We start from the raw sequence: 13,306 nt of genomic DNA, 5'->3' as shown, positions 1-13,306 counted from the left end.
TGGATTTCTAATTATTGCTTGGTTTGATCGAATGTACTGACTTTGGGATTGAGCCTTTAAATACTCTAAACTCCCGCTTATTTTTGTACCGTTGTGTGTGATCCTAACGCTCTTATCCCAAGTGCTAATGCCCCACACAAGCCGGCATTATCGCCGAGCATAGGGGCGACAATATAATGTTCGATATCCGATACAATAGGCTTGGCACTCACGTATCCATTGAGAATGCTGCCCACCTGCGCTCGGATCATCGGGAATAACTGGACTTGCTTCATCACGCCCCCGCCGAGAATGACTTTCTTAGGGGATAACGTCAGGATGACATTCGATATGGCCTGCGCAATGTAGAACGCCTCCATCTCCCATGCCGGGTGGTCTTCCGGCAGTGTATCGCCCTTAGCCTTCCACCTTGCTTCCAGCGCCGGGCCTGCCGCCATTCCTTCCAGACAATCGCCATGATAGGGACAATTGCCACCAAAATCATCGTTCGGATGCCGCCTTGTGAGGATATGTCCACCCTCTGGATGAACAAGTCCATGTACCAGGTTACCTTCGGTATAAACGCCGACTCCTACGCCAGTCCCGATCGTATAGTAGACACAACTGTTCAATCCTTGTGCTGCACCCCATGTGGCTTCGCCCAACGCGGCAGCATTGACGTCCGTATCCCAACCGACCGGAACATCGAAGACCGATTTTAGCGTACCCACGAAATTATATCCGGACCAGCCAGGTTTTGGCGTTGTCGTCACATAACCGTAAGTCGGACTGGAGTGTTCGAGGTCGATCGGACCAAACGATCCGATCCCTATGCTATCGACTCTCTTATCCCGGAAGTAGGCGATGACATTCTCCATCGTCTCTTCGGGTCGCCGCGTTGGAAAATGAACCCGATCCTCAATCTCCCCTAATTCATTCCCGACACCACATACAAACTTTGTTCCGCCTGCTTCAATTGCCCCGATACGCATGTGCTTCCTCCTTGATCTCATCTCTCCATATGCTTCCCAGCTCATTGATTTGAAGCGACACCAGCTTTGCGTTTCCGCCTACCGTGTAAAGCTCAAGTCCGTTGCTTGCGGAAGCGGGGAAAATCATGTCCGAGATGACCGCTGTACCCTCACCACCGAACACTTCAATCGACGACCAATCCATGAAGATTGACATGCGTACACGGTTATCAACAGGCAGCAGCGGTGCCTGGTGCTTAGCTGCGAAGTCCGGATGGAAATTCGTAGTGCCTGATTTCGTGCGATCGACAAACAACTCCATGTTTAGGGTATCGTACCCGACCACCGTTTCTTCATCTGCAGACTTTCTAACCTTCATTCCGAACTCCGTTGCGGTTCCAATTTCGAATTCCGCGATCAATTCCGCTTTATCAATAGTGATGTCAGCCAGCGGATTCGTATCCGGAACCAAGGTTACATTCTCCAGAGCCATAAGCGGTGAACCTATCCTTCTCAATTCTTCTACCGGTTCTTGCACCAGACGAAGGCCTTCCCGATAGGTTCTCAACTTCAACTCTCGTGGAATGGATGCATTTCCCCGCCACTTGTCAGTCGGAAGCGTCCCGGCATACCGCCAGTTGTTCATCCAACCGATCCAGAGTTTACGTCCGTCTCCTTCCGGTATATCGCTCCAGGTGACGGCTGCATAGAAATCAGACCCGAAATCAATCCATTTCACATCATGAATCGAAAGAATAGGCTCGTCCGGTGTAAATGTCTTACCATCGAAGCTACCGACGAAGTACATCATACCGGAGCCCCCTGCCGGTGGTTCAGGCTCATTCGGGTTCACTCCATTACAATCGCCCACACTTAGAATGAGCACCCACTTCTTCTGATTGGGATCACCATCGACATGAAGCGAGAATAGATCCGGACATTCATAAACGCCACGATGTGTTCCGATGACGTCAGCGCCAAATGCACTAGCAAATGTCCATTCCTTCAAATTTGGAGAAGTGTAGAATTCCACACGGTCTTGAACAGCCAGAGTCATAATCCAATTGGATGTATCCTCATGCCAGAATACCTTCGGATCGCGGAAATCAAGCGTCGTCTCCGGAAACAAGACCGGGTTCCCTTCATATTTCGTCCAAGTCCGTCCCTTGTCTCTGCTGTAGGCGATGCTTTGAACCTGCGGCTTACCTGGTTGCACCTTGTTGTCGTTATTCGTATAGATCGCCACAAGCCCTGACCCGTCCTCATCAAAAAAACCACTTGTGTTCTGTGTATCGACTATCGCGCTTCCAGAGAAAATTGCACCGTCCTCACCTGGCGGCAAGGATGGTTCAAGCTCCTCCCAATGGACCAGATCGGAGCTTACCGCATGCCCCCAATGCATTCTCCCGAAATCGGGTTGGCTTGCGAACGGAGTGTGCTGATAAAAGAGGTGGTACTCATTCTCGTAATACACCAGTCCGTTCGGATCATTCATCCAGTTTTTTTGTGGCGAATAATGATACTGCGGACGGAACTTCTCTGTATAATTCATGTTTCTCCCACTCCTCCAGAATAATAATAATAATAATAGTAGTCGGAGCATGGCCTGCTACAGCATGAACTCACGCTCCGACGGTATGCATTATAATGTAAGTTTCTCCATAAGTCCTGTACGATTCCGGGCTTCCGGTCTTTTATTTTGTGTGATTCCAGAAGTTTGTTGCAAGGTCTCCTTCCTTTAATACTCATTTGTAAAAAATAAATGTGATTTTGGATACTTATTGCACGAAAGTAAGTGCTTCCATTAAGTACTGCCAACGGCTTAATAAATTTAACTTACAACATCACGATTACTTCGTCAAGAATTTTTATGACTATAAAAGTAAACATATGCACACCAACAAAAACACAATTTCATTTTAATAACGATTATTCATTGATTTTTCAGCTTTCAACAACGAAATGATAGTTTTCTCTTACGAAAAATCCATAACAAAGTGAATGAACACCGTCCATTCCTCTTGTTCATTTGTTTACTTTTGCACAAAATAAAAACCTTATTAATCTTTCTTTTTACTTTTAATCCAATTGTTCATTTGTAACAATTAAGTTGACAATTACATTAATTTGTACTACGATTATTTTGGTCGAGAACGCATTACTTCTGCTAAAGGAGCCATTATCTTTGAACAAAGAAAAAGTAACCATTCAAGATATAGCCGATTCGCTTGGACTTTCTAGGAATACGGTATCCAAAGCATTAAATAATAATCCCTCTATACCGGATGAGACACGCAGCAAAGTGGTTAGGAAAGCTATCGATATGAATTACAAGCAGTTCGCCTTGTTCGAACAAGAAGTCACACCTGCAAAAAGAACCGGTAATATTGCCCTGCTTACAGCAAATATGCCGAACAATTCACATTTTGGCACATCACTGCTAAGCGGCCTCGAACAAAAAATCAGCTCCGAAGGCTTTAATTTGTCGATACATATCGTTCGAGAGAATGAACTCGATTCGTCGGCTCTTCCTGTCAATTTCGACAAAAGTAAAGTAGATGGCATTGTCTGTATCGAATTGTTCGACAAGAGCTACTCGGAGTTTATTACGTCATTCGGGATCCCGACCTTATTCATTGACGCTTCAGCAGAACTGACGTTTTCTGAGATGAAGGCAGATCTACTGCTGATGGAGAACATTCACAGTACTTTCAGTCTAACGAAGAAGCTCATTGATGAAGGAATTACGGAGATCGGGTTTATCGGCGATTCCCGCCATTGCATGAGCTTCAACGAGCGTTGGGACGGGTTCACCAAAGCCATGTATGCCGCCCGGATTGATCTTGATGAATCCTTCTGCATTCTCGAAGACGACCGGCATATCGATGACTATAAGTGGCTTAAGCAGCGACTAGCAAGCATGACTAATCTTCCACCCGCGTTCGTATGCGCCAATGACTTCATCGCTATTAATGTCATTCGTATCTTAAAGGACCTAAATATTCAAATTCCTGGTGAGGTTAGGGTCTGCGGATTCGATAATTCCCCGGAGTCACGAATCGTCGAACCCCACTTGACCACCGTTCATATCCACCGATCCGAAATGGGCTTCCTTGCCGCCGAGATGCTCCTTTCCAAAATCGAAAATCCCGGCAGACCTCCACTGGTTACGCATGTTAAGACGATGCCGGTTTTCCGTCAATCGACGGGTCATGTGGAGTAGGCAGTTGAGGAGTATTGAACGTGTCGGAAGCTTAAACCAAGGAACCCTTTCAGCAAACGCTATGCTGAAAGGGTTCCTTGGTTTTTGCTGTAAATAACCATTTTTAATAAGGAAAGCAGGTCATTTCAAGACATATTCTTTGCTAATTACGGCGAGGAACCTGTTGTTCCACGATCTTTGGTTTGTAAAACAAACAAGGGTTCCAGCTCTAATGAGCTGAAACCCTTGTTGTTGTAGTGCCGAGGACGGGGGTCGAACCCGTACGGTACTCACGTACCGCAGGATTTTAAGTCCCAGAAGTCATTTGGACTTTAACACCCTGCAGTGGAATATAAGGGAACCTACAATCCGCAAAAAACCTTGTAGAATCAAGGGTTTTTACGGTTTTTCGTGTTTTCCTTAGAGCCACAAGGGTTTCCGGCAACAAGCAACAGAAAGAGCAAATTTAGCCTTTGGAGAGAACTAAGAGAGAACTCGGAGAGAAAAATGAGAGAACCAGCCCGCTCCCTACCATTGACAATATGTTCGGAGCAAACCTCCGGGGAGGTTTCTACAATGACACAAACTACCGTTATTACCATTGCCAATCAGAAAGGTGGCACAGGCAAGACTACCACCGCCTACAATCTGGCGTGCGCCTTGTCCCATGAAGATAAAAAAGTGCTGCTGGTTGATTTCGACCCACAAGGCAATCTGAGCATGTGCTTTGGAATCGAGAATCCAGATCAGCTTAAGTTTTCAATGTTCAATATTATGAACGCCCTCATGAGCGACGAACCACTGCCGGCTCCCGAAGAATACATTCATAATCATGGCAATATAGACCTCATCCCAAGCAACATTGAATTATCTGTTGCTGAGATTAATTTAAGAGATGAAATGGGTGGTGAAAAGACTCTCACCACATTGCTGGAATCCATGAAGCAAAGATATGACTATATCATTATAGACACAAATCCCTCTCTTGGTCTACTAACGATAAACGCCCTTGCTGCCAGCGACAGTGTTTTAATTCCCGTCAATCCGCAGCTTTGGTCTGCCACCGGGCTTACCCAACTCCTAAATATTATTGTGAAAGTGAAAAAACGAATCAATCCGCGGATTACCATAAAAGGGATCTTGATGACCATGTGCGATCCCCGCACTATTTTGTACAAGGATGCCTTCAAGCTGGTTCAGGATTACTACGGAGGAATCATCCGTATTTTTTCATCCCAAATCCCGCTTTCGGTCAAAGTCGGAGAAGCCAACTTTTATAGTCAAAGCTTAATGACATATCAACCTAAATCCAAGGTAACAGCAGCTTATCAAAACTTGGCAAAGGAGTTGCTGCAACTTGAACATGCCTAAGCCACGGATCACTCCTAAATTGGGGAGCATTGATGAATTGCTGAAACTTTCGGAGCAATCAAACCATGAAGAAGAGCCGCTTTCCTTAAAAGGAGATATTCAATCTATCCCTGTAAATAAGATTAGGTTCTTTAAGGACCACCCCTTCCATCTGTATGAAGGAGAGCGATTAGCAGATATGGTGGACAGCATTTCAACCAACGGCATACTTGTACCGGTTATTATCCGCCGGATCGAACCGGATGAAACAGGTCACGAATACGAAATGTTGTCGGGGCACAATCGAATGAACGCTGCACTGCTTATTGGATTAGAACTGCTTCCATCCATCATTAAAGAAAAGTTATCCAACGAAGAAGCCCTTTTGTATGTGGTGGAGACTAACGTTCTTCAGCGCTCCTTTAGCGAAATGTTGCCTTCTGAAAAAGCCAAGGTTTTATCTTTACGGCATTCCGAAATGTTCTCACAAGGGAAGCGTAACGACATAATCGATGAGTTAAAGAAGCTGGAAAACCCTCAGTATAACAAGGAAAACGAAACCTCTGCCCCAATGGGGCAGAGGCCAACAAGCCGGGATAAAGTAGCTGAGGAATACGGGTTATCTAAAAACTCAGTCTCGCGGCTGCTGCGGATTGATAAGCTAACTCCCGAATTAAAACAGAGAGTTGATACCGGGGAGTTGCCATTACGCTGCGCCGTCCATTTGTCTTATTTGGCAGATGATGAACAGACTATAGTCAATCAAGTCTTGGCGGACAACGGGTTTAAAGTAGACATGAAAAAATCCGAGCTTTTGCAAAGTTACTCTGGCAAGCTCAACACCGATCATGCCAATAAAATTCTATCTGGTGAAGCTATCCGAAAGCCTCGGGGCCAAACGCTACCGCCACCGTTCAAATTGAAGCACAAAGTGTATGCCAAATATTTTTCCAGCCAAAGTAAAGCATCCGAGGTCGAGGCGATTATCGACAAGGCTTTGGAGATGTATTTTACCCATCAAAAGCAGTACGCTTCAGCCCAAAATGATAAGGAGGCCGACGAACATGAGCACGAACTTTAAAGATATCGAGCATGAACAATTTTATGAAGGTAATCTGCGAATGACCAACATACCGCATGATCCGTACCATAAAGCATTGTTCTATACTTTGGGCTTATCCCCACAAACACGTCAGCACATTACAGACCTTTACGATCATCAAGAAAGCTGCATCCGGCTGGAAGGGTTACAAGCAGGCTGGCAAACCGGCACAACCTTGAAAATCACCCGATTGGCTTTTAATTTATTCAACGGCTTCAACGGTGACAGTGAACTTTATTCCGACCGCCCGCGGAATTATAGTCCATACTTCTTATTTGATACAAACCTGATGCCCTACTTTTTTGAATCCATTAAGTTGCGATTTGAAGAGTACACTCACTCCCTTGATCAGTACTCTCTCCCGTTCTCCCTGTTGGATGCTAAGGACATGCTGGGCTTTTATGAACAGGAAGTCTGACTCTACTCTTCCCTATCTCAAATTCAAAGAAAGGAGAGCCCGCCATGAACCGCATGAATCAATTGCGCCATCTTTACTCATCTGCTATTGCAGACATTACTCACAGTGCAGAAGCTTGGCGCGATTATCTAGAATTTGCAGCATCTATCTATAAATACTCCTTTGATAACACTTTGCTTATCTATGCCCAACGCCCAAATGCATCCATGCTGGCTCCCTTATCTTTGTGGAATCAATTGGGTAGATATGTTCGCAAAGGTGAAAAGAGTGTCGCAGTTTGCGATTTTGCATCAGGGAATAGCCCTATCTTAACTTATCTGTTTGATGTATCACAGACGACCGGCAGGAATCCTCCGCCGCTTTGGAATTTGAATAAAGTGGACTCAGGGGAACTAGCCGGGAGACTTACTTCTTACGATACGTTAAGTTTACCCGAGGCCATTTCTCAGATGACGCATTCAGCTGTTCTTGCTTCAGGGGATGATTGGATGCAAGACATCGAATTCGATATCAAGGATCATTTTTTAGGAACGGTCCCTCTGCAGGGTCTGGAACGACATATCGGAGATTTAATTGAGGACAGTACTCGCTATCTTATTCATCAGCGTTGCCACTTACCTGAACCTGACAATGTAGACTTTACCACCATTACTCATTATGGAACGATCCCATTAGTCGCTAGATTAGGAAACCAAATCAATGTTCTAGCCCGCAGTCTTCTAGGAGATATTGCTCGGTACATTAAAATTATGGAAGCAGAAAGGAGTTTGCAAAATGAACAATTCGAACAGCCTGAACCTGTCGTATCGCGAAATCGATGGTCTACAGTATCCCAACTTGAATTTAACGACCGAAACTCAACCCCTGGGAAAATACGGCCGGATGACAATGAATTATCTTCGGGATCATCACCCGCAAAGGTTCCAGATCCTATTGATGCAAGGCACACTGATGGCGACGATACAGAACGTGGAGCACGAAGCGCTGGAACGAATGGAACAACTAACCGACCGGTTGCTCCGCGTTCGCCCGATGCCACAGACCGACGATACTCTGAAACGGACACAACACCTGAACCAGCTCAAATCGACGGCAGAAGAATTGGTCCTGAACGACATCGTTCTGAAACCGAGATAACGCAAGCTCGTACGACTCCTCCCCAACCTTCCGAACCGCAAAGTAGCGGTTCTTTTTTTATTCCCGGCGGTGCTCCTTTTCCTCCTGCAGAATCAGAATGGACATTATTTGATTTTGTTGCACTAGACCCTACTGTAGCCATCGCTCCTGAAGATCAGCAGATAACACTACCTCAAGAATCCAAGCAAGAAAACACGCGGCTAGTTGAAGCAATCCAAAAAGAATCGAAGTCCACCTCTCTCCCTTCGCCCACCGTTAATTATCGGTTTCAACCCGATCACTCTCCCTATGTATCAGGCCCAAAAAGCAAATATAAGCGGAATGTGGAAGCCATCCGGCTGCTTAAACACTTAGAAAAGACCCAACAGCAGGCAACCCCTGAACAACAACAGACCTTAGCCAGCTACGTGGGCTGGGGAGGATTAGCCAATGTATTTCATCCGAGTGTCTCAGGCTGGGAGAATGAATATCAAGAACTCAAGCAGCTTCTAGACGAATCTGAATATGCGGCGGCGCGAAATTCCACGATTACAGCCTTTTATACGGAGCAGGCTGTTATCGCCCCCATCTACGATACCTTAAAACGCTTCGGCCTCAACAACGGAACAGGACGCAGATTACTTGATCCCTCTATGGGAACCGGAAATTTTTTCTCAATATTACCTGCAGAATGGGATCAGGCCGGGCTTCATGGCGTAGAACTCGATTCTCTTACCGGACGTATAGCCCGGCAGCTCTATCCGCAAGCAACGATTTCTCTTCAAGGATTTGAGACCGTTGATTGGCGTGACATGCAATTTGATGCTGCTATATCCAATGTTCCATTTCACAACGTTCGTATCCATGATCGGCGATATACCAGTAGCTACTATATCCACGATTACTTTTTTATCCGCTCTCTGGATTTACTTAAACCCGGAGGTATAATAGCTTACTTCGTCAGCAAGGGAACAATGGACAAACAAGATTCATCCGTGCGGCAGGTCATGGCGGCACAAGCGGAATTAATCGGCATGGTACGCCTGCCTAACACTACTTTTCAGTCTTTAGCTGGAACTTCAGTAACCACGGATATTGTATTTCTTCAAAAGCGAGAACAGCCGCTGTATCTTTCCAAAGAAGAGATGCCAGAGTGGACTGAGGTTGGTGAAACCGTTGACGGGATACCACTTAATCGCTACTACCTCTCGCATCCACATATGGTGCTTGGAGAGATGACGTGGGACAGGGGCATGTATGGTGCAGAGCGCATCAGTGCCTGTATTCCCCATGAAGATCAAGACTTGATTCCTGCTCTAGAAGAAGCACTAGGATTTCTACATGCGAACTTCCCCGCTCTACCTGAGCGAAAGGCACAGAGGGTCAACTTCGAAGCCTCTCAATTTTTCGAAGAAGAAGTATACTCCATTCAGCAAGCTCAACCAGGCACTAAAAATTTCACTTTTGTCGCAGAGAATGGGCGAATTTATTACTGTGAGAACGGCGTCCTACTAGCGCAAGACATTAAAGGCAAAAAGGCAGAGCGAATTCAGGGACTATGTAACATTCGAGAGGCGTTGCTCGAGGTCATTGAAATTCAATGTCGCGATCAAGGTTATTCCCCCTTCGAATTGGAAAATGCCCAGGAACAATTGAATCGGGTCTATGATCATTTTGTTAAACAGCATGGCTTTATTAATGAACGAGCAAATACTTCCGCTTTTGCCGATGATGATCAACTACCGCTACTGCGCTCCATTGAAGATTTGACCTCAGAGAAATCCTGGACAAAGGCAGCAATTTTTTCCCGTCCCACGATTCGAGTCAATGCTCTACCCGAACAAACTGAAGATCCATTGGAGGCTCTTCAGATTTGCTTAAATCATCGTCTCCGAGTAGACCTTCCTTATATCGCTCATCTTTGTAATAAAACAACTTTAGAAATTAAAGAAGCATTAGGAGAGCGTATATATTTAAACCCGCAGAAGTATACCGGCGACGCCGAGGAAGGCTGGGAATTGGACGAAGAATACCTCTCGGGGAACGTAAAGGACAAACTCGCGTATGCTGTGCTCAAGGCTCGGGATTATCCGGATTTGTTTCGTCGTAACGTTGTTGCACTCACACGAGTGCAACCCCCTCCCTTGTTGCCAGGTGACATTGATTTTCGGATCGGAAGTCCGTGGATTCCCGTGCGCTACTATCGAGACTTTATGTATGAAACATTTGGAACGGCACAGTATCTGCAGACCATGCAGACTGTTAATGTGGAGTACTTAGAGTTCACCAATACTTGGCGTATATTTGGCAAATCCTTGGAACGTGACTCCATTAAAGTAAATCAGACATTCGGAACCCGACGTGCCAATGCCTACGAAATTTACGAAAGCAGCCTGAATCTGCAAAGCATTACGATACGCGATCCCCTCACTTATTTGGACGCAAACGGCATCGAACAGGTCAAATATGTCATTAACGCCAAAGAAACGATGATCGCCAGGGCTAAGCAACAACAGATGCGGGAAGCATTCTCTTCCTGGCTATTCCGCGATACCGAACGCGCAGAAGTCGTGCTTGCAATCTATAATGATAAATTCAATACCATTCGTCCTCGCACGTTTGACGGTGATCATTTGATATTTCAAGGTATGAATGAGGATATGAGTCTACGCAAACATCAAAAGGATGTGGCGGCTCGTATTATTTACTCTGGTACAGCCTTGATGGCCCATGAAGTTGGAGCCGGGAAAACCGCTGCAATGATTGCTGCAGGAATGTATCTAAAACGCATCGGGGCCATTCATAAGCCTCTATACTGTGTCCCGAATCACTTGACCGAGCAATGGGCTAATGAGTTACTACGCTTTTTCCCCGCTGCCAATATTCTGGTGACCACCAAGACAGACTTTGCAACCGCCAACCGCCAGCGCTTCGTTTCTCGAATTGCTATGGGCGATTATGATGCAATCATCATTGGTCACAGTCAATTTGAGAAAATCCCCATCTCGCGGGAACGGCAAGAGCAGCTCCTGGAAAATGAAATTCGCAATGTATCCCAGATGATTAATCAAATGAAAATGGAGAAAGGTGATAACTGGAGCATTAAGCAAATGGTTATTTTCGAGAACAATTTAAAATCAAGGCTGGAACGGTTAGTTAATGAAAGCAAAAAAGATGATCTCCTCACCTTTGAACAACTCGGTGTAGATATGCTCTTTGTCGATGAAGCTCATGCCTATAAGAACTGCTTTACCTTTACTAAGATGCGCAATGTAGCCGGAATCGGAAAATCCAGCAGCCAGCGAGCAACAGATATGCTACTCAAATGCCAGTACCTCCAGGAGATGAATCAAGGTCGCGGTGTTGTGTTCGCCACGGGTACTCCCATCAGCAACAGTATGTCTGAGATGTATGTGATGCAACGATATCTTCAGCCACGCTTACTTCAGAAACTAGGTTTGGATTTCTTTGACAACTGGGCAGCCACCTTTGGCGAGGTCGTCTCCTCCCTTGAGATCACACCAGAAGGTAGCGGCTATCGGATGAAATCACGTTTTGCCAAGTTTCATAATTTACCTGAACTGATGAGCATGTTTCGACTGGTAGCCGACATTCAAACTGCTGACATGCTGCAGCTACCTACTCCGAAACTAGAGGGCGACAAAGCAACCATTGTGATTAGTGAATGCTCCTCATTTCAGCAACAGATGATGGAAGAATTCGTAGAACGTGCAGAAAAAATTCGAAATAATGATGTGGATGCTAGCGAGGATAATATGCTCAAGCTGACCCATGAAGCAAAGTTAATGTCTATTGATCCCCGATTGGTTCATGCGGATGCACCAGTGGATTCAGAATCCAAGCTTAACCGTTGTATAGAACAGGTATTTGAGATTTGGAAAGAAACCCAGAATGAGCAATCAACCCAAGTCATATTCAGTGATAGTGGTACACCGAAGTCAGGGCAATTCAATGTCTATGATGAAATCAAGGCTCAGTTAATTTTACGAGGTGTTCCTGAGAAGGAGATTGCTTTTATTCATGATGTAAATACAGATGCGGCGCGTGAAGCCCTGTTTGAGCAAGTGCGCCGCGGCGAAGTACGTATGCTGTTAGGCTCTACGCAAAAAATGGGAACGGGGACCAATGTGCAAACCCGCCTCATCGCCGCTCACCATCTAGATTGTCCATGGCGTCCTTCTGACATCACTCAACGAGACGGCCGCATCTTACGGCAGGGTAATAATAATGAAGTGGTACGGATCTTCCGCTATGTAACCAAAGGGACTTTTGACTCTTATTTGTGGCAAATACAGGAGCAGAAGCTTCGATACATTTCTCAGGTTATGACTGGCAAGAGCATATCCCGGTCATGTCAGGATGCTGATGAAACAGTTCTTTCAGCAGCTGAGGTAAAAGCCGTTGCTGTCGGTAATCCTATGTTGGCGGAAAAAATGGAAGTGGACAATGAGGTGATTCGGCTTAAGCTGCTTAAAAATAATTGGCAGAACGAGCAAGCAACTTTAGAATGCCAAATTCAGCACCACTTTCCGCAAGTCATTGCTTCTTGCTCTGAAAAGGTAGAGCACTACAGAGCAGACTGGAAGTTAGCTGAACAACATGTGCAAGCGGAGTTCTCCATTGTATTGGATGGCAAGGAGTACACCGAACGTTCACAAGCAGGAGAAGTTTTGATGTTGTTGTCCAAAGTGATGGAACTGGAACATCAGGCTGCAAAGGTAGGTGAGTTCCGCGGGTTTGACCTTCTTCTTTCACGATCGTCTTTCGACCATGTTAATATTCATCTTCAAAGCGCAGCAAGCTATTCGGCCGAAATGGGGGAATCCTCCATAGGAAATATTTCAAGACTAGAGAACCTTGTTGAAAAGATCCCCATAAAAATTAGTATTACTGAAGAACAACAAGAGAATGCCCTTCGACAGCTTGAATCAGCGAAGAAAGAAATCGGTAAGCCCTTTGAATCTGAAAACCAGCTACAACAGCTTGTGGCGCGTCAATCGGAGATTAATTCGACATTGGAATTTAAGGAATTACAGGGACAAGAACAACTCTTTGAAAATAAAGATTCTGAAATGTGTGAACCGAATAATAAGGTCAGGGAAACATTTACTGAAAGGGAAATTTAACAGTTCAAGAAGACGGCAACC

General features: G+C 45.4%; 7 protein-coding genes. 5 read left to right on the top strand and 2 right to left on the bottom strand.

What is annotated here, in order from left to right:
- Positions 1-77 precede the first annotated feature (77 nt).
- Both NSU14_RS05885 and NSU14_RS05880 read right to left on the bottom strand, forming a co-directional pair.
- Entirely contained in the window at positions 78-971 is an 894-nt protein-coding gene (locus NSU14_RS05885) for an ROK family protein (protein WP_042139122.1), read from the bottom strand.
- Positions 952-2,502: a glycoside hydrolase family 32 protein gene (locus NSU14_RS05880; protein WP_231575198.1), complete on the bottom strand. Its 1,551-nt coding sequence runs from the start codon at positions 2,500-2,502 to the stop codon at positions 952-954. Before NSU14_RS05880 ends, NSU14_RS05885 begins: the two co-directional genes overlap by 20 nt.
- 633 nt (positions 2,503-3,135) lie before the next feature.
- On the opposite strand from NSU14_RS05880, the gene NSU14_RS05875 reads away from it, so the two are divergent.
- The 5 genes from NSU14_RS05875 to NSU14_RS05850 all read left to right on the top strand — a co-directional run bounded on the left by NSU14_RS05875 (position 3,136) and on the right by NSU14_RS05850 (position 13,285).
- Positions 3,136-4,173 carry a LacI family DNA-binding transcriptional regulator gene (locus NSU14_RS05875; RefSeq protein WP_042139124.1) on the top strand — a complete coding sequence of 346 codons (1,038 nt, stop codon included), beginning with the start codon at positions 3,136-3,138 and terminating at the stop codon, positions 4,171-4,173.
- 555 nt (positions 4,174-4,728) lie between these two features.
- On the top strand, positions 4,729-5,523 hold the full coding sequence (locus NSU14_RS05870; protein WP_336101976.1) for a ParA family protein: 795 nt from the start codon (positions 4,729-4,731) through the stop codon (positions 5,521-5,523).
- Positions 5,516-6,583 carry a ParB N-terminal domain-containing protein gene (locus NSU14_RS05865; protein ID WP_336101998.1) on the top strand — a complete coding sequence of 356 codons (1,068 nt, stop codon included), beginning with the start codon at positions 5,516-5,518 and terminating at the stop codon, positions 6,581-6,583. The genes NSU14_RS05870 and NSU14_RS05865 overlap by 8 nt, the downstream gene beginning before the upstream one ends.
- The gene (locus tag NSU14_RS05860; protein ID WP_336101975.1) at positions 6,567-7,022 is read left to right on the top strand and encodes a DUF6075 family protein; all 456 of its coding nucleotides are present in this window, start codon (positions 6,567-6,569) and stop codon (positions 7,020-7,022) included. The genes NSU14_RS05865 and NSU14_RS05860 overlap by 17 nt, the downstream gene beginning before the upstream one ends.
- 44 nt (positions 7,023-7,066) lie before the next feature.
- Positions 7,067-13,285, top strand: coding sequence for an SNF2-related protein (locus NSU14_RS05850; protein WP_438825784.1), 6,219 nt, complete (start codon positions 7,067-7,069; stop codon positions 13,283-13,285).
- Positions 13,286-13,306: the final 21 nt, after the last annotated feature.

The organism is Paenibacillus sp. FSL R10-2771 (assembly GCF_038000205.1).
Lineage (GTDB): Bacteria > Bacillota > Bacilli > Paenibacillales > Paenibacillaceae > Paenibacillus_AQ > Paenibacillus_AQ phytohabitans.
This window is presented reverse-complemented; position numbering and strand designations above follow the sequence as displayed.